This window comes from Clostridium sp. MSTE9 (genome assembly GCF_000277625.1).
In the GTDB taxonomy this organism is placed as follows: domain Bacteria; phylum Bacillota; class Clostridia; order Oscillospirales; family Acutalibacteraceae; genus Faecalispora; species Faecalispora jeddahensis.
On the sequence record NZ_AKFU01000033.1, the window covers coordinates 64,288 to 81,175 of the forward strand.

The following is a 16,888-nucleotide window of genomic DNA, read 5'->3' on the forward strand; positions in this document are numbered from 1 at the left end:
ACACGGTGGATTATGTTGATTCGGTCAGAGCAGAGGTGCTGTATTTGCGCAGAGGATAGCATACCGCGGTGGCAGCGATCGCGCAAATCACGGCTTCCAAAAGACCATTGGTGGCAACGGTAATTCCGAGTGCTCCCAGCAGAAGTTCATAGCTCATCCCAAGGGTTGCGGCATAAGCCTGGCCAAAGAAAACGTAGATGCCGCCCAGAACCAGAATGGTGGCTGTCATGCTGCCCAGCACGCCGCTGACTGCATAGGGAATGACCTTGGCGCTTTTCTTACCCTTCAGTGCTCTGCTGAGGGCCTGGAAGACCACGCCGGCAACCACGCCGATCAGAATACGGGGCACAAAGCAAATGACAAGGCTCCAGAAGTTGCCTTTGGCTTCGCCGATGCTGTAAAAGGGCGTGAACACGAATGCAACAGGGGACGGAGGGGTGAAGGTCATGACCAAAAAGCTGAACAGGCCGGTAAAAAAGCCCATCAGCGCGCCGGCCTTTGTGCCAAGCATGATGGCAGTAATAATGACCGGTACACCTGCCAGAGTAGCGACCATGGGGCCGATCGGGATGGAACCCAGCGGCGTAAAGCATACAACGATCTGGATCGCCAACAGCATAGAAAATTGTGCCAGGAACAGGATTCTTTTATTCGCTTTCATGTTTCCTCCTTGCTGCTGCTCCAATGTTTGGATGCAGCGCAACACATTAAGATTTATCAAGCACAGGGATCACTCCTGTTTTGACCGGGGAGCTTGGGGCTTTTTGCGGTTCTTTTCGTAAATGAGCCGCAACCCGTCGAGCAGCAGGTGCTTGTCCACAATAAACGGACTCACGCAGTTCTGCATGACCAGATTGGCCATTCCGCCTGTGGCGATCAGGGTTGGGGGCTCGTGAAGCTCCGTGGCAAATCGCGCAGCAAGGCCGTCCAGCATGGCAGCTGTACCGTACAGCAGGCCGGACTGCATGCACTGCACGGTGTTTTTCCCGATGAAATGATTCGGGTTTTGCAAGCTGATGTGAGGAAGCAGCGCGGTCTGGGTCGTCAATGCGTGCAGCATGATATTCACGCCCGCGCAAATCATTCCCCCTAAATAGTTTCCGTTTTTGTCCAGAAAGCTGACGGTGGTCGCGGTGCCCAGATCAAAAATCACGCATGGCAAAGGATATTTGGCGATGGCAGCCACAGCATCTGCTACCAGGTCGGTGCCAAGCTGCGCCGGGTTATCGATCAGAATATTCAGCCCAGTTTTTACGCCGGGGCCAAGCAGCAGCGGCTGTACCCCGCAAATGTGCGCCAATGCCCGCTGAATTGGGGCAGATACCTCCGGGACAACAGACGAAATAACGACGCCGTCCACTTCTTCCGGCTCTGCGTCATGCAGATTCATAATCTGCAAAAGCTCTACTGCGTATTGATCTTCCGTCCGGTAAGGGCCTGTCAGCAGGTTTGCGACAAAGACGAGGGTTTCCTGCTCAAAGCCGCCCAGTGTAATATGAGTATTTCCAATGTCAACTGTTAATAAAATAGCTGTTTCCCCCTTTCCTCAAAATATCCATAGTATAGCACAATGCCGCATCTGCCGCAAGGTCTGTGCAAGAAAAGTGTCGATTGTTTAAAAGAGACACATGTCTCTTTTAAACAGCAAATTTGAATGATTATTTCGGCTCAAATTCCATGTAGCAGAATGTATTCTATTTTTAGGTAAAACCCGCTACAATTATACTGCTATATAAAATATTTTATTTAATTAAACAAAGACAGGAAGCAAATTTTGTCGAACTGTCTATGCAAAAACAAAAAGAAAATGCACGAAAAATATTTTATTTCAAAATTATAATGCTAAATTTTCCATAATATGGAAGATTAAGAAAGACAAAAAATGTTTATCTAAATACAAAAAATGACAGAAAGACCTATTCTTATTGCAAGTCATATGATATAATGTTGGAAAAATTGACTGAGAAGTGATTGACGTTGCGGATCAAAATGCCGGACATGAAGCTCACCAAATGGAGAAAACAAATCAACTGTATTCTTTTGTTTATGGCAATCGCTGTCACTTTACTGGAAGTAACTTCTTATTTTTATTTGATCGATTCTGGGGACTTGCCCCCCAAAGACAGTGATCTGTACGTTCGCACGCACATCTTTTTTCCATCTGTTTTCAATTATAGCTGTCTTTTGCTGAATCATACGATTCAGACGAAAGATACGGTTACGGAAGTTAGCAAAAACGACAGCATGATCGCTGCAACCATCTTTCTCTGTTCTGTCACCGTGTGGGTGCATTACACATTGATCAGTGCATTGTCTGTATTTGTTTTGCCGATTGTATTGTCTGCAGTTTTTGTCAGCAGGAAAAAAATGTATCTGATCTGCGCAGCCAGTTTGGTGGCCATGAGCGTATGCGCCGCACATTCCTACTCTTTGATCCAAAACGATCTGTTTCTGGGTCGAAACATCGCGGTGGCTTTTTTTCTGGTTCTGATCGCATGCTTTCTCTCCAACATTATCATGACTTACATAGAGGAGAGAAAAGCAGATTTGATTTCCAGTTATCAGGCCCAGCTGATTCTTGATCGAAAGGTCAAAATGGACCCGCTGACAAACCTGTATAATCAGCATACCTTTTTCAAGAAGCTCGAAGAAAGCGTCAAGCTGGCCGAGCAGCAGAACGAGGTATTCTCCATGGCGATTCTCGATATCGATAATTTTAAGGCAATTAACGATACATATGGCCATTCCGCCGGCAATCAGGTGCTGGAAGGCCTTTCCGATCTGATGGGCATGGTCTTTTCACCGAGAAGAGAATTTGTAGCGCGCTACGGCGGCGAGGAATTCGGTATTATTTTCAAGGGCATGACAAGCGAACAGGCCTATGAACGCATTGAGCAGCTCAGACGGCATTTTTCCGACAGCCGCCTTTCCTGTATCGGCGTGATACATGTGACCTTCAGCGGCGGAATCGCTCAGTATCAGCCGGGGGAGGAGGGCAGTACTCTTTTCAACCGCGCCGACGCCGCTCTTTATGAGGCAAAGCGCAAGGGAAAAAATCAGACGGTTACCGATCTGGTAGAGGAGGGAATCGCTGTTCCGTCGGGAGCGTAATATTTTTCTAATGGAATCAGGAAAGCCGGCACCCAATGGGATGCCGGCTTATTTTATGGGATCAGGGAAGTAACCCCGTAGTATAAAATCGGAATGAGAATAGCAGGCAGAAGATTTGCCGTTTTGATCTTGGTGACTCCCCAGAAATTGATGCCGATGCACATCACGATGGCGTAGCCCACCATGCAGATCTGATCCAGCAGTGCGTCCGTCAGAGCCGGGCCGATCCAGCCGGAAAGCAGCGAAAGCGAGCCCTGGTACAGAAGAACGGGAATACAGCTGAAAAGAACGCCGACTCCCAGTGTGGACGCCATGATGACAGCGCTGACGCCGTCCAGAATGCTTTTTACCAGCAGCGTACTGCTGTCGCCCCGCAGACCGTCGTTGATCGCGCCCACAATTGCCATCGCCCCAACACAGTATAAGATCGAGGCGGCAACGAATCCGCTGGAAAACCCGGAAAGCTGCATCTTCTGTTCTACCTTCTGGCTCAGGGATTCGAGCCGGTTCTCAATTTTTAACAGCTCACCCACTACCGTGCCCAGCACCAGACTGATCACCAGAAGAAGTTCCCCGCCGCTGGAAATTTGACCGTCCTTGACCGTGAACATCGAACCGATCACGCCGTTCATGCCAAGAATAAAAATCGCCACTCCCAAAACCTTATAAAGGCTTTCCTCAATCCGTGAATTCAGGCGCTTCTGAAAAAGCAGGCCAAGAGTTCCTCCTATAGCGATGGCGATGGTGTTGACGATGGTTCCAAACATGTAAGGCATCCTTTCGGTGGGGATTTGATAAGTATCCGGTTTGTTTTACACTTTGCTTTTGCTTGCGGCGCGAAGTTATTATAACATGATGAAACTTCAAAAGCATGTATTCTTTCAAAAAGCCCGCATACGGCAGGTGTCTATCCTGTTTCAATGTTCTCTCAGCCGCCCAAGGCTTTGCTTTTGCCTGCGGCGTGAGGGTATTATATCATAAATCTTGAAAACGGAACTGCGGAAAGGCAGCGAGTGGACAGAAACCACGTAACTGATGATTCAATGTTCTCTCAGCCGCCCAAGGCTTTGCCTTGGTTTGCGGCGTGAGGTTATTATAACATAATTTTACAAAAATGCCTATCAAAAAGCTGCCAGGCGGCCGAAACCGCAAGGCAATGGGTTCAATGCTTTCAGGCGTCAAAATAAAGCACCCGCTGAACAACGTTTTTTCGTTTGCGCGGCGGGTGCGTTCTTCTATTCTGTTGGAAATGCTTGCCGGAAGGAATCAGGCAGTTTCTACAGTTACATGCGTGCTTCGATACAAAACTGGGATTGCCGCAGCGATCAGGAGCATCCCCATAAAAGCGGGCGCGGCATGACCAAGTGATACATAGATTTGACCTCCGGTGATCGGCCCAATGATTCTTGCCAAAGCTTGAATCGATTGGCTGCCTCCTTGAACTCTCCCTTGTTCGCTGGAATCGACGGACTTAGAGACCATTCCGTTGAACGAGGGGCCAAAGATCGAATCGCCAAAGCCGAATATAAACATTCCGGCAATGAAAAACGGATAGAATGAGAACAGGGCCGATGCCGCAATCAGGCTGTAGCCCATGATCTCTGAAAGCATTCCGAGGATTGCGATCTGTGCATCACTCAGTTTCAGCAGAAGCCTTGGCATGATGAAACCCTGTGAAAGGATGTCCTGAACGCCCATGATCGAAAACATCAGTCCGATGATTGCGGGCTCCCAATGGAAAGTATCGATTGTAAACTGTGAAAAAACCGCCTGTAAAGCTCCATTGGGGATCCAAAGCAGGAACGCCGAAATCAGCAATCTTTTCAGATTCTTGATAGAAAGCACATTTAAAAGCTGTGTGAATGGATTCAGTCTTACAATGGGAATCTCTTTCAGGCGGTGATTCTTGTCAAGGCTCTCAGGCATATATAACATTCCATAAACAAAATTGAGTAGGGTGATGACTGCTCCGCAGTACATAGGTATGGAATACCCAAACCTCGCAAGTAATCCGCCTACGGTAGGCCCGATGGCGGCGCCTACGCCCGCAACTGCACTGATCCACCCAAAGTATTTGGTTCGCTGTTCTCTGGGGGTGATGTCTGCGAAATAGGCGAAGATCGTGCTGATGCTTCCGCCGGTGATCCCTTCGATGATGCGCCCGGCAAACAGTACCCACAGAGCGCCTCCTATGCCAAACACCAGGTACCCGATCGCGGAACCCAAAAGGCATACCAGGAGCAGTGGACGACGCCCGTATCTGTCGCTCAAAGCGCCAAGTCCGGGGGCCGCGAAAAATACGCAGGCTGCATAAACAGAGGTCAGCAGCGTAACAACAATCGCCTGATCTTTCGGATTGCTGATATAAGGCTGTACTAAGAATGGGACGACAGGGGTTATGATGCTGAAGCCTATTCCGCAAAGGAACACAGACATAAGACCGAAGAGGAAAGCCTTTTTATCTACTGCTTGTTCTATGTTCGGTTCATTGTGTGATTGAAATATGGACACTGAAGTTCTCCCTTCAAAGGTTGTGATTTAGCTTCCTTGGAAGCAAAAACATCGTATCACCATTTTGCTTCCTTGTCAACAAAATTTTGTAATAAAAAAAAGCAGCCCGTTCTCCATCGAGTTGGGCTGCCTGTGGTTTGATTCTGAATGGTTCCAATTATTCCGGCTTCATATTGACATCTAGCTTCTTGATCTCTTCATCCAAATGCCTGCTGTATCGTTCCACAAAGCGAAGCATATCGTCGAATTGTTCCTCAGTTACCTGCTCAAATACGGTTTTATCCCGCTCCTGAAACTCTTTGTGCAGTTCCTCGTGGATGCTATAAACTGCTTTGCCCTTCTCAGTGAGCCTGAAATAGATTTCTTTCTTGTTATCCGGCTTCTGGTAGCTTTCGATAACGCCTTTTTTTATGAGCTTCTTCGTTAATTTGCTGATGGCGCCGCTGGTCATATAAAAGGACTCCGCAAGTTTTGTCACGTTGGAATCTGCATTTTTTCCAATGGCTTCGATGCAGTGCACTTCAGAGGACTTAAACTCCTTCAGACTGTCTTCCATCTTCAGCTTATTGAGCCAACTCATCTTGTGATATAAGTCTCTCAAAGCCACTATGACTTGTTCTTCTTTGTTCATGGTCTGTCCTCCCGCTCGTTGGTCATCAGCAATATGAAAATAATTGTAAGAAAAGAGAGCCAAAAGCATGTAAGCATTCAGGAAAGAAATGCTATTATCATTTGATCAGCTTTGCTCCCGTTTGTGTTTTAAAGCTGGCTTTAAAATGATTATAGCACAAAAAAAGGAAACAAAAGCGGTTAAATTTCCATTAGAAGGCAAAAATTTATGAATTTACCCTTTACATAATTCTTCTACCTGTTAAAATATGGATAACAACCATGAAAGGACGTGTTTTCGAATGAATGCGTTATTTAGGGTAAACTGGAAAAAGAGAATTTGCAGCCTCGTGCTTTCTCTGACGCTGATGGGAAGTATGGCCGCTGTTGCAGGGGCGCAGCAAACTCCTGTTTTACATACAGAAACAGTTGAGTTTTCCCAGTATTTGCAGAGCGCCTCTGAACAGACACAGTCGGCTGCGGCGGTTTCTCTTCTGGCGATGGATCAAAACGCCAAAGTGGCCGAGACGGCAATCTCTGAGGGGCTGATGAACGGTGTCAGCGTACTGGATTTAAGACAGTACCAGATTACAAAGGATCAGCTGCTGCGAATCCTCAATTACTCTTCGTTTACAAATTATCCGCAGATCGCCAGTGTCGTTTCTTATGAATACACGATTGACAATCAGGAAATAGTCTATGGATTATGGCCGCAGTACGATGTCTCTCAGCAAGAGGTAGCGGCCAAAACGGCCCAGATCGAGCAGGCCGCGCAGGCGGTGATTTCTTCGGTGATCACCTCCGACATGACGCAGCTGCAGCAGATCGTGGCGATTCATGATTATCTGGTGCTGAACTGCTCCTACGATACCAGCGTAGAAACAAACAGCGCCCCGCATGATGCCTACACGGCATACGGAGCGCTGGTGAAGCAGAAAGCAGTTTGCCAGGGGTATGCAGCCGCGTTTCAGCTGCTGATGCAGAAGCTCGGAATTCCCGGCATTGTGGTGCAGAGCACGGCGATGAACCACGCGTGGAACATGGTGCGGTATAACGGCGAATGGTATCACGTGGATGCAACCTGGGATGACCCGGTTCCCGACCGTGCGGGAGTGGTGCAGACGTATGCGCTGCTCAAAAGCGACGCCGCGATGATCGGCGGGGTCAACCAGCATTATTCCTGGGATTCCGCGGGCTATGTCGCTGTCAGCACGCAGTTTGACAATGTGGCCGACTGGTCGCAGTACCGCGTGATGCGCACGGCGATTGCAAGGGGCGCTGCGCTGGATACCGCTTCTTTGTCCGGTGCGGCGGGCGTTTATTCCGAGTTCATCGTAAAGCCCTACCAGACCGGAACGCAGGTCACCGTGACCAGCTCGAACCCGGCGGTTGCCTCGGTTCAGCTTGTCAATGCGAATGACCCGCGCGGAGCAAAGTATCGCGTTGTGTATCAGGGGTCCGGCAGCGCAACGATTTTGGTTACTACCAGTGACGGCGGCCTGAAAACCGTGCCGGTCACCGTGAAATCTGCGGCACTCGCTGCATAGATTCAAATATTTCCTCAATCCGGTTTTTGGGCAGGTCGAGAATGGACTTTGTCGGGACGGGGTGCTCCAGCTGCGGCTGGGTGCAGTACTCCAGAATCGCAAGGTCGTTCCACCTGCCCAATTTATATCCTGTGTGGGGGTAAACGCCAACCTGCTCAAAGCCCAGGGAGCGATGGAAGCCAATGCTGCGGTCGTTGGGTACGGAGATCAGGGCGTACAGGTTGTAGTACCCCTGTTCTTTCAGCAGGGCAATCAGCGTCTTGTAAAGCATGGTGCCGATTCCGCCGCGGTGGTGCTGCTCGTCCATGTAAATGGAAAGCTCCGCATCCCATTGGTAGGCGGCCCGTGTCATATGGGGTGCGGCGTATGCATACCCAAGGATGATTCCGTCGCTTTCGTAAACCAGATAAGGCATTTTGCTGCTGATGCTGCGAATTCGTTCCGCAAATTCCTCCACGGAAGGAACCGTGTATTCATAAGTGATGCAGGTATTTAAAATGTAAGGGGCATAAATCGATATCAGACGCGGGGCGTCTTCAGGAGTTGCAAATCTCAGTGCCATAGCTCAAATCTCCTTTGTTTTTGACTTTTTGTTTTCATTTTACAGTTCGTTTTTCATTTTCTTGATAGATTTTTATTTTTACAAGTATAATTTTTTTTATTTTGAAAAACAAGTTGTTTTTGGACAGATACAATAATTTAAGAAATTCTTAATAGGATTCAGAATGGCTATGATATGATCAAAAGGGGACAAAGTTCTTCCTTTTTTCTCTCATTTTGGAATCATGCAGGACAAATTTCTAACAAAAATTTCAATTTTGTAGCTATTTTGTTATCGTAACTGTAAATATATTTTCTTTTAAAGAAAATAATTTTTCCGGTTCATTGGTATAATGAGGAAAATGAGAGTATCGGCAAAGGAGTTTGACATGGGCCTGATTCGTGTGGAGGACCTTCGTAAGGTATACCGGGTGGACCAGGAAAAGATTGTTGCGCTCAGTCGCATCAATCTGACGGTTGCATCGGGGGAAATATGCTGTATATTAGGAACCTCCGGTTCGGGAAAATCAACGCTGCTGAATATTATGGCAGGGTTGGAAAAGCCGTCGAAGGGCCGGGTTGTAATAGATGACGTAGAGGTCACGGCGCTTTCCGAAAAGGATCTGGCGCTGTTTCGGCAGAAAAATATCGGCTTCGTGTTCCAGTCCTACAATCTGATGCCGACGCTGAGTGCCATTGAAAACGTCGCCATGCCGCTGATGTTCCGGGGAATCAGCAAAGACCAGAGAAATCGCGAGGCGGTCAAAATGCTGCACGCGGTGCGTCTGGGCAACCGCCTGCTGCACCGGCCGACGCAGATGAGCGGCGGGCAGCAGCAGCGGGTCGGTATTGCACGCGCCTTCGTGGCGCACCCCAAGATCATATTTGCGGATGAGCCGACGGGCAACCTGGACAGCAAAACGACAAAAGAAGTGATGGAGATCATGGTCGGCATGGCGCGGGAATATCAGGAGACCCTGATTTTGGTCACGCATGACCAGGATATCGCCCGCTACGCGGACCGAATCGTCACCATTGTGGACGGAAATATTCAGGCAGATCATACGAATGAATCTGCTTTCCCTGCACAGCGGCAGGAAAAAGCACAGGAATTGACTACGGTATCAGGAGGAAAAGCGGAATGAAATTTCAAAAAATGCGCTCTTTGGCGGCGTTTGTACTTACGGCGGTTCTGCTGCTGCAGATGTTTCCCGTGATGGTATCGGCGGAAGCGCCCACGGTTGCGGATCCAGAAATTACATCAGTGTCTGTTGATCCTACTACTGTAAAATCTGGCAATTCTGTTGGAGTTAAGCTTCGCTTTCATCATGATGATGATACGATCAATGACGCGAAAAGCGCAATGATTAAGGTAAGCAGTCCTAATGGAGCAATTAGGGTAAAGAAAAATGAATTTCCTGCCACAGAGTTTTCATCAACTGAAGCTGAAGATGCTAGTGGTTTTGGCGGACTGTATTACTCTCTAAATATTCCAGAAAATTACCTGACCTATTCCGGCTCCGGCCCCGGTGTGCTGCAGTTTACCATTACATATTATAAAGATGACAATGCCTCTAAAGGACAAGAGATCGAAACCAAAAATAAAATCAGCATCCGCAAGACTCTGATCCCCGGCGAAGGCTCCGCGGATAACACGGTGCGTGTGGATGAAAACAGCTCCACGCCGACCATTATTTCCGGAACCAGCGCCACAGTGGGAATCCCTCTCATCAGCGGCGATACGCTGGAGGACGCGCAGATCGAAGTGAAGCTGCCGGCAGAACCGAAAATCCTGCTCACCTCGGCCGGCTCCGTTTATACGATGAGCTTTGTGTCGGGGGAGAAAAAGTACTTAAATCTTCCTCTTCGTGTGGATTCCTCCGTTGCGGCAGGGATTTATCCGATCACTCTGACGATCAACGGGAAAGAGGTAACCGCCTATCTTCAGGTGCTGGACAGCGCCCAGGGAAAGGGCGGCGTGATGATCGATTCCTATAAGCTGGACCGTTCCACCATCTATTCCGGCAGCACCTTCCGCATGGACCTGGTGCTGAAGAATACCGGCAGCCAGACGTATCACAATATCAACGCCGCTCTCGACGGTCTTGCGACAGAGAGCTTTACGGTAGTCGGCTCGCTTGACAGAAAGTCGGTCGCCAGCCTGGCCCCCGGCGCGACCGCAACGATTTCCTTTAACATGCAGGCCGCTTCCAAAATGGAAACAGGTAACTACGCGGTCGGGGTGAACCTCACTTCGGACGAGGTGACGGAGGCCGTCGCTACCAAGGTGTTTGTCTCTGTGGTGGGAACGGGCGATTCCAGCGGCGGAAAGCCGATCATCATCATCGAGAATTACAGCTTTGGTGGAACCTCCATTACCGGCGGCAAAACGTTCCCGCTCTCGCTCCGCTTTCGCAACGCGAATACCAGCACAGCGATTCAGAACCTGAAAATCACCATTACTTCTACGGCGGACGAGGACACCGGCGGCGTTTTCACACCGGCCAATTCCTCCAATACGTTCTTTATCTCGAAGCTGGGGGCAGGCGCTTCCATCGATAAATCGATTGATTTGTACCCCAAAGCGGACGCCAAGCCAAAATCCTATGGCATCGACGTAAAGTTTGAGTACGAGTCCTCTGCAGATACCAAGCACGAGCAGATCACGGCGACGGAAACGATCTCTATTCCGCTCACACAGCCGGATCGCTTTGAGGTGACGAACGCGGAGGTGCAGGGGCCGATCCAGATGGGAACGGACGGTCAGCTCTCCATCAGCTATGTCAACAAGGGAAAGAGCACCGTTTATAATCTTTCCGTTTTGCTGGAGGGCAATTTCACCGCGCCGGAAACGAATATTTATATCGGCAATGTGGAATCCGGTTCTTCCGACAGTTACGATACGACCCTGACCCCGACGGAAGAGGGGACGCTGCAGGGGAAGGCCACGATTACTTACGAAGACCCCAACGGGGAAACACGTGAAATCATCAAAGAGTTCTCCTGCGAGGTTCAGCCGGCGATGCCCGTTGATCAGGGCGGTATGGGCCCAGATATCAGCGAGCCGATGCCGGAGCAGTCCTCCGGTATACCGATTTGGATATGGGTGCTCATTCTGGCCGTGGTGGCTGGGGGAGCCGCAGCCGTAGTGCTGATTCGCCGCAAGCGTGCCGCAAAGCGCCGTGCCCTGCTGGAGCAGGAGGACGATTATGACGATGTGCAGCCGCAGACACCAGAGCTGCAGGACGGACAGCATCACAATGAGGATCAGCCATGAAATGGAATGATATGGTTGCCATGAGCCTGAGCAGCCTGTTCAAGCGCAAGGTGCGCACATTGCTGACTGTGGCCGGTGTTGTCATCGGTACCTGTGCCATTGTGGTAATGCTCTCCTTTGGTATCGGCATCAAAAAGACAACGGACGACATGATGCAGAGCATGGGGGATCTGACGGTGATCCAGATCGAAAACTACAGCCCCAGCCCCGATGCGGAGCCGCTCGACGATGCCATGCTGGAGAAAATCCGAGCGCTGCCGGGGGTGCAGACCCTGACCCCGATGTTTGATGTGGATTCCTCCGCCTTTCAGATCCGCAGCGGCAAATACGTATACGGCGGGCAGATCACCGGCGTGTATATGAATGCCCTTTCTGAGTTCGGCTATGAGATGGAAGCGGGTAAGCTGCCGGAGGGAACCGTGGAGGAGGGCGCGATCCTGTTTGGGAAGGACGCTCTATATAATTTCTACAACAGCAAGAAGAACAACAATAATATGATCTACCCGGAACCGGATGCCACCGGAAAAGTTCCGGATCCGTATGTCAACCCGATGGAAGATAAGCTGGAGCTGGTGCTGCGAAAGACCGACGACAACAACAAAAAGACGGTAAAGCCCATCAAGCTCAAAGGGCTAGGCATCATGGCGCAGGACTGGAGCAAGAACCCCTCGCCCGGCTACAGCGTGTTTATGGATGTCAAGTATGCGCGGTCTTTGGTGGATCAGTATAATAAGCTGAACAATATCAAGGTCGACAAATCGAAAAAGTTCCAGTACAACGGCGCCGTGGTGAAGGCACTCGATATTAAGTCGGTCGAGTCGGTGCAGGATTCCATCAAGGCGTTCGGCTTTCAGACGTACAGTATGGACAGCATCCGTGAATCCGTAGAGCAGCAGACCAGAACCATCCAGATGATTCTGGGCGGTCTGGGCGCGATTTCGCTGCTGGTCGCGGCACTGGGGATCACCAATACGATGATCATGTCCATTTATGAGCGCACCCGAGAGATCGGTGTGATGAAGGTGCTTGGCTGTGTGATCGGGAACATCCGCGCCATGTTTTTGATCGAAGCCGGAATGATCGGCTTTATCGGCGGCGTGGCGGGCCTTATTTTCAGCTATATGCTGTCATTTCTCATCAATACCCTCGCGGCGAACGGGGGAGGCGTGATGGGCCTTGGGGCCACAGGGCAGATTTCGATTATTCCGGCCTGGCTGGCTCTGGGGGCGCTGGTGTTTTCAACCATGGTTGGCCTGGTCTCGGGCTTTTCTCCCGCAAACCGCGCTGTCAAGATCAGCGCGCTCACCGCGATCCGTCAGGAATAATAAGAAGCGCTGCGGCGGTCAATCCGCCGCAGCGTTTTGTCTGAAAGCTTTATTTATGGAAATACAAAGCTGATTTTAATATAATCGTAGGTGCCCGCCAGCTCTTTTTCGATTGCGGCAGCCTTTTCTGCCAATTCCTCTTTGCTGATGATATCCTTATTGCTGTTCAGGTGGATCGCGATCCGAAAGCTCATGCCGATTTTATGAATCAGGCATTTGCTGAGCAGCGTATCTTTGGGCAGATTCTTTTGAATGATTTCCTCTATTTGCAGCTTTATTTTTCCTTTGGTAACCACTCCGTTAGCCAGTTCAATAAAGGCTTCCTTCAATATAATGAAAGGTTCCTTAATAGAGAACAGTACCAGAATAATGGTAATGAAAAAATCTCCCGTATACAGTAAGAAAGACAAAGGGCTGTTTTCGCTGATGAACGAAATGGCGACAGCCGCCGCACCAATCCCTCCGGACATCAATCCGTCAACCAAGGTGCCTTTTGATTCCGCCCCTAACAGAACGCTTGTATTGTCGATGCGCTTATTTTGATCCCGATAGAAAAAGAACAATGCGGCACACAGTATTACCATAATGACCTCGTAAGGAACAACGGGACCAATGTCCATTTGGTCGCCAATCCCGGTTGTGAAATAGAGGATTGCCTTTTGGGATACACTGATTGTAGTGAAGGCCATCAGAAAAAGCATCAGTATGGATTTGAATATGACATAAATCGGCTCTAAAACGAACAGGCCGTATGGAAACGTTTCACTGGTATGGCTGCTTCGTTTCGAAATAACTGCGGCAACAATGCCGGATAGTACGGCGATCAGGGTAAACACGGAATCAAGAAAAAGCGCCTCTATTCCGGTAATGAAATACACAAATAATCCCGCTGCGCCCATCAGAATATTTGCGGCGATCCCGATCAGAAGCGCCCGATGCTCAATTGCTTTCTGGTTCACGGGAATCTCCCTTCGCTTTCGTTGTGTTTTCACAATAATCGTTGTAATAACTGCTGAATGCATCCAGCATTTCGCAGAAACGGTTCATTTCGTCGGGCGTATATTGCTTTTTCACCTGCTCTACGGCATAATTCGTCGCTTGATCAAGCTTTTTAAATTCTTCAAGGATTTCAGGCCGTACTGTCAGAAAGTAAACCCTGCGGTCCTGTTCGCTCTGTTTTTTTTCGACAAGCCCCTGTTTGATCAGCTCATTTACTTTTAACGTTACAGAGGATTTTGCGACCCGCAGCACGCCGGCCAGAAAACTGACGGTGCAGTTTTCCGTATAGCTGATCAGGTCGAGATAAAGCAGACTGTTATAAGTGATGCTGTGATACAGGTTACTCTCGTTCATCATGCGCAGTTCATTGAGAATGATATTGTAATACAATCGGTCGATCGCCTTTGTCGGATCCATAAAAGCACCTCATTTAATTAGGTTATTATAATTATATTTACCTAATTAATATACAGCGGATTGTTTTTCGTGTCAATCTGTTTCTGATGGGAAAATATCGTACTCTGCAAAAAACAAACGAAACTGGAAAGCTGTGCGCCAAATATCCGGGCCCAAACGGGCCATGCTATTATGATTGGAAATTCAAAGCAGTACCGTCATGCTTTTCGTTGACTTTTCTCTGCGATTGCGTTAGCATGAAAAACAAGGCTATTGCCAAATCACTGGAAAAAGGTACTTTGATACAAACAGCAGTTTTCTCCCCGCCGAAGGCGGGGAGAAAACGAACCGCTTTTTCAGAGCGGTGTTCAGATACTATATTTTTGGAAAGGTTGTGCGGCAGGTATGAATTGGGAAGAAATCCTGTCGGATCCCAAGCTGTGGAAGAAGATCCGCGGTAAGATGATCTTTTTTATTGTGTTCACCGTTGGCCTGATTTTTCTTGTGTTTCATATTGAGAATGTATCCTTTGTCATTTCTTACATTCTGTCTTTGTTTGGGCCGTTGCTGGTCGGCATCGGTGTCGCCTATGTGGTGAATGTACTGGTACGTTTTTTTGAAAACAAGCTGTTTTATCCTCTGAACCAAAAGGGCTGGAAAATCTGGTTGAAATTCCGGCGGGGCATCAGCATTTTACTGGCGTTTTCTTTTTTGTCGCTGGTTGTGTGGCTGATCATCGTCTATATCGTGCCGGAATTCATCAGTTCCCTCAGCTTCTTTTCAGAGAATCTGCCCGCCTATATCAATCAGCTTTCACAGTGGCTGACGGACATGTCCAAGCAGTTCGACTGGAGTCAGGAAACCCAGAGTCTTTTGAAAATCGACTGGACCAAGCCGCTGGAAAAGGTCACCTCGACCGTCAGCGATCTGGCTACCTCTTTGGTGTCTGCCACCATCAGCGTGGCTTCCGGCATTATTTCGTTCGTGCTGAGCGTGATTTTCTCCATCTACATCCTGTTCGGGAAAGAGCGGCTGATCCGCAACATTCGCCGCGTGTTATACGCGTTTCTCCCCAAGGACAAAGCGCAGCGTATGGTAGCGGTGGGCGTGCTGACCAACCGGATTTTTTCGGGCTTTGTCACCGGACAGATGACAGAGGCCATCATCATCGGCTCGCTGTGCTACATCGGCATGTCCGTTATGGGTTTGCCTTACGCGGTGATGATCAGCGTGATCATTTCCATGACAAGCCTGATCCCGATTCTGGGTGCGTATTTGGGCGGCGCAATGGGTGCGTTTGTCCTGCTGATGATCAACCCGATATACAGCCTGTGGTTCCTGATTTTCCTCGTTCTGCTCCAGCAGTTTGAGGGGAATGTCATCTATCCCCGCGTGGTGGGCAGCTCCATCGGCCTGCCCGGCCTATGGGTGATGGTCGCGATTCTGCTGTTCGGCAATCTGTTCGGCGTGATCGGTATCTTGCTTGGTGTGCCGCTGTTCTCCGTATTTTACGCGCTGCTGCGTCAGGAAACGGAATTAAAGCTCAAGGAAAAAGAAATATCGGAAGAAGAAGTGATGGGGAAGCCGCCTGTCGAGGTGCCGGACCCCGCCGCAGGGAAAAAAGCGCCTGCTTCCGATGAGGAATTAGCGGACGAGCAGGCGGAATCCGCCAAGAATTCCGCCAAACTCTGAAATGTTGACCGAAAATTTACACTTTCGTCATGTCTGCCTGTCATGTTTCTGCTATCATCGGAATCGTGAAATCGCAGGAACACAGGAAAGGAGCACGTTGCAATGCAGGAATGGATCATCCAGACGATGAATCAGTTTGGATATATTGGAATTATGCTGCTGATTGCCATAGAGAATGTATTTCCCCCGATCCCCTCCGAAGTGATTTTGACCTTTGGCGGCTTTTCTACCACGTATACAGATATGCAGGTATGGGGGGTTGTGATCGCGGCCACCGTCGGCGCGGTGATCGGCGCCCTGGTGCTGTACAGTATCGGGCGATTTTTCCCGCCGGAACGCATTGAGGGCTGGCTCGACGGGCGTTTGGGCCAGATGCTGCATTTCAAACGCGAAGACGTGGAACGCGCGGCACATTGGTTTGAGAAAAAGGGGAGAATCACCGTTTTCGCCTGCCGCTTTATCCCGATCATCCGCAGCCTGATTTCCATCCCGGCCGGTATGACAAAAATGTCGATGGGCGTGTTTCTGCTGTACACCACCGCAGGTACCTTTTTGTGGAATACCGTATTGGTGCATCTGGGCGTGTTCGCGGGGGAATCGTGGGAACGCGTTGCAGGATATATCGATCTGTACGCGCACGCCACTCTCGTTGTGTTGATCATTCTGTTCGTTGTAGGGGCGATCTTTTTCTATAAAACAAGGATCGCGAAGAAAAATGGGAAGGAAAATGGGTAATCATACTCATTAGAGATGTAAAATCTCGGCAAAATGCCCTAAAAAACAACGAGTCGCTCTTATTTATTCTCAGGTGATTCAAAGTGTTGCGGTTGTAATCCCGAAAATGATCGGCTATAATTTGAATGACGATTACTGATTTTGAT

Annotated in this window: 15 protein-coding genes; 7 read left to right on the forward strand and 8 right to left on the reverse strand. The window is 49.2% G+C overall.

Features of this window, described 5'->3' with window-relative positions; all coding sequences use genetic code 11:
* Positions 1 to 10 precede the first annotated feature (10 nt).
* A complete protein-coding gene (locus tag HMPREF1141_RS08000) occupies positions 11 to 661 on the reverse strand; it encodes an ECF transporter S component (RefSeq protein WP_009063060.1) in 651 nt (216 codons plus the stop codon).
* 69 nt (positions 662 to 730) lie between these two features.
* Positions 731 to 1,528 (reverse strand): type III pantothenate kinase, encoded by a 798-nt coding sequence (locus HMPREF1141_RS08005; RefSeq protein ID WP_035316777.1) that lies wholly within the window; start codon positions 1,526 to 1,528, stop codon positions 731 to 733.
* 449 nt (positions 1,529 to 1,977) lie between these two features.
* Between HMPREF1141_RS08005 and HMPREF1141_RS08010 the strand changes: the two genes are divergently transcribed.
* Positions 1,978 to 3,111 carry a GGDEF domain-containing protein gene (locus tag HMPREF1141_RS08010; protein WP_009063019.1) on the forward strand — a complete coding sequence of 378 codons (1,134 nt, stop codon included), beginning with the start codon at positions 1,978 to 1,980 and terminating at the stop codon, positions 3,109 to 3,111.
* Between the two features lie 53 nt (positions 3,112 to 3,164).
* Here the strand turns inward: HMPREF1141_RS08010 and HMPREF1141_RS08015 are convergent, their stop codons facing one another.
* From HMPREF1141_RS08015 to HMPREF1141_RS08025, 3 genes are all read right to left on the reverse strand, one after another.
* Positions 3,165 to 3,878, reverse strand: coding sequence for a DUF554 domain-containing protein (locus HMPREF1141_RS08015; RefSeq protein ID WP_009063074.1), 714 nt, complete (start codon positions 3,876 to 3,878; stop codon positions 3,165 to 3,167).
* A 499-nt stretch (positions 3,879 to 4,377) separates the two neighbouring features.
* Positions 4,378 to 5,622: a tetracycline resistance MFS efflux pump gene (locus tag HMPREF1141_RS08020; RefSeq protein ID WP_009062950.1), complete on the reverse strand. Its 1,245-nt coding sequence runs from the start codon at positions 5,620 to 5,622 to the stop codon at positions 4,378 to 4,380.
* Positions 5,623 to 5,779: 157 nt separating this feature from the next.
* Positions 5,780 to 6,253, reverse strand: a complete 474-nt coding sequence (locus HMPREF1141_RS08025) for a MarR family transcriptional regulator (protein ID WP_009062933.1) — start codon at positions 6,251 to 6,253, stop codon at positions 5,780 to 5,782.
* A gap of 280 nt (positions 6,254 to 6,533) precedes the next feature.
* On the opposite strand from HMPREF1141_RS08025, the gene HMPREF1141_RS08030 reads away from it, so the two are divergent.
* Positions 6,534 to 7,778 (forward strand): transglutaminase domain-containing protein, encoded by a 1,245-nt coding sequence (locus HMPREF1141_RS08030; protein ID WP_051044289.1) that lies wholly within the window; start codon positions 6,534 to 6,536, stop codon positions 7,776 to 7,778.
* On the opposite strand, the gene HMPREF1141_RS08035 is transcribed toward HMPREF1141_RS08030, so the two are convergent.
* On the reverse strand, positions 7,747 to 8,340 hold the full coding sequence (locus tag HMPREF1141_RS08035) for a GNAT family N-acetyltransferase (protein ID WP_009063005.1): 594 nt from the start codon (positions 8,338 to 8,340) through the stop codon (positions 7,747 to 7,749). The genes HMPREF1141_RS08030 and HMPREF1141_RS08035 overlap by 32 nt on opposite strands.
* 340 nt (positions 8,341 to 8,680) lie before the next feature.
* On the opposite strand from HMPREF1141_RS08035, the gene HMPREF1141_RS08040 reads away from it, so the two are divergent.
* The 3 genes from HMPREF1141_RS08040 to HMPREF1141_RS08050 are packed head-to-tail and all read left to right on the forward strand — an operon-like array spanning position 8,681 to position 12,920.
* On the forward strand, positions 8,681 to 9,463 hold the full coding sequence (locus HMPREF1141_RS08040) for an ABC transporter ATP-binding protein (RefSeq protein ID WP_009063126.1): 783 nt from the start codon (positions 8,681 to 8,683) through the stop codon (positions 9,461 to 9,463).
* Positions 9,460 to 11,595: a CARDB domain protein gene (locus HMPREF1141_RS08045; RefSeq protein ID WP_009062923.1), complete on the forward strand. Its 2,136-nt coding sequence runs from the start codon at positions 9,460 to 9,462 to the stop codon at positions 11,593 to 11,595. Before HMPREF1141_RS08040 ends, HMPREF1141_RS08045 begins: the two co-directional genes overlap by 4 nt.
* On the forward strand, positions 11,592 to 12,920 hold the full coding sequence (locus tag HMPREF1141_RS08050; RefSeq protein ID WP_009063008.1) for an ABC transporter permease: 1,329 nt from the start codon (positions 11,592 to 11,594) through the stop codon (positions 12,918 to 12,920). The genes HMPREF1141_RS08045 and HMPREF1141_RS08050 overlap by 4 nt, the downstream gene beginning before the upstream one ends.
* A gap of 53 nt (positions 12,921 to 12,973) precedes the next feature.
* Here the strand turns inward: HMPREF1141_RS08050 and HMPREF1141_RS08055 are convergent, their stop codons facing one another.
* A complete protein-coding gene (locus HMPREF1141_RS08055; protein ID WP_009063153.1) occupies positions 12,974 to 13,879 on the reverse strand; it encodes a cation transporter in 906 nt (301 codons plus the stop codon).
* On the reverse strand, positions 13,860 to 14,336 hold the full coding sequence (locus HMPREF1141_RS08060) for a MarR family transcriptional regulator (RefSeq protein WP_009062895.1): 477 nt from the start codon (positions 14,334 to 14,336) through the stop codon (positions 13,860 to 13,862). Before HMPREF1141_RS08060 ends, HMPREF1141_RS08055 begins: the two co-directional genes overlap by 20 nt.
* Before the next feature lie 384 nt (positions 14,337 to 14,720).
* Here HMPREF1141_RS08060 and HMPREF1141_RS08065 point away from each other — a divergent pair, with 384 nt between their 5' ends.
* Positions 14,721 to 16,007 (forward strand): AI-2E family transporter, encoded by a 1,287-nt coding sequence (locus HMPREF1141_RS08065; RefSeq protein WP_009063070.1) that lies wholly within the window; start codon positions 14,721 to 14,723, stop codon positions 16,005 to 16,007.
* 102 nt (positions 16,008 to 16,109) lie between these two features.
* On the forward strand, positions 16,110 to 16,742 hold the full coding sequence (locus HMPREF1141_RS08070) for a DedA family protein (RefSeq protein ID WP_009062934.1): 633 nt from the start codon (positions 16,110 to 16,112) through the stop codon (positions 16,740 to 16,742).
* The last annotated feature ends 146 nt before the right edge of the window (positions 16,743 to 16,888 follow it).

Coding starts and splice junctions, on each gene's coding strand:
- HMPREF1141_RS08045 (WP_009062923.1), top strand. CDS start 9,460: ATGAAATTTCAAAAAATGCGCTCTTTGGCGGCGTTTGTACTTACGGCG.
- HMPREF1141_RS08000 (WP_009063060.1), bottom strand. CDS start 661: ATGAAAGCGAATAAAAGAATCCTGTTCCTGGCACAATTTTCTATGCTG.
- HMPREF1141_RS08065 (WP_009063070.1), top strand. CDS start 14,721: ATGAATTGGGAAGAAATCCTGTCGGATCCCAAGCTGTGGAAGAAGATC.
- HMPREF1141_RS08030 (WP_051044289.1), top strand. CDS start 6,534: ATGAATGCGTTATTTAGGGTAAACTGGAAAAAGAGAATTTGCAGCCTC.
- HMPREF1141_RS08025 (WP_009062933.1), bottom strand. CDS start 6,253: ATGAACAAAGAAGAACAAGTCATAGTGGCTTTGAGAGACTTATATCAC.
- HMPREF1141_RS08035 (WP_009063005.1), bottom strand. CDS start 8,340: ATGGCACTGAGATTTGCAACTCCTGAAGACGCCCCGCGTCTGATATCG.
- HMPREF1141_RS08040 (WP_009063126.1), top strand. CDS start 8,681: ATGAGAGTATCGGCAAAGGAGTTTGACATGGGCCTGATTCGTGTGGAG.
- HMPREF1141_RS08050 (WP_009063008.1), top strand. CDS start 11,592: ATGAAATGGAATGATATGGTTGCCATGAGCCTGAGCAGCCTGTTCAAG.
- HMPREF1141_RS08060 (WP_009062895.1), bottom strand. CDS start 14,336: ATGGATCCGACAAAGGCGATCGACCGATTGTATTACAATATCATTCTC.
- HMPREF1141_RS08015 (WP_009063074.1), bottom strand. CDS start 3,878: ATGTTTGGAACCATCGTCAACACCATCGCCATCGCTATAGGAGGAACT.
- HMPREF1141_RS08070 (WP_009062934.1), top strand. CDS start 16,110: ATGCAGGAATGGATCATCCAGACGATGAATCAGTTTGGATATATTGGA.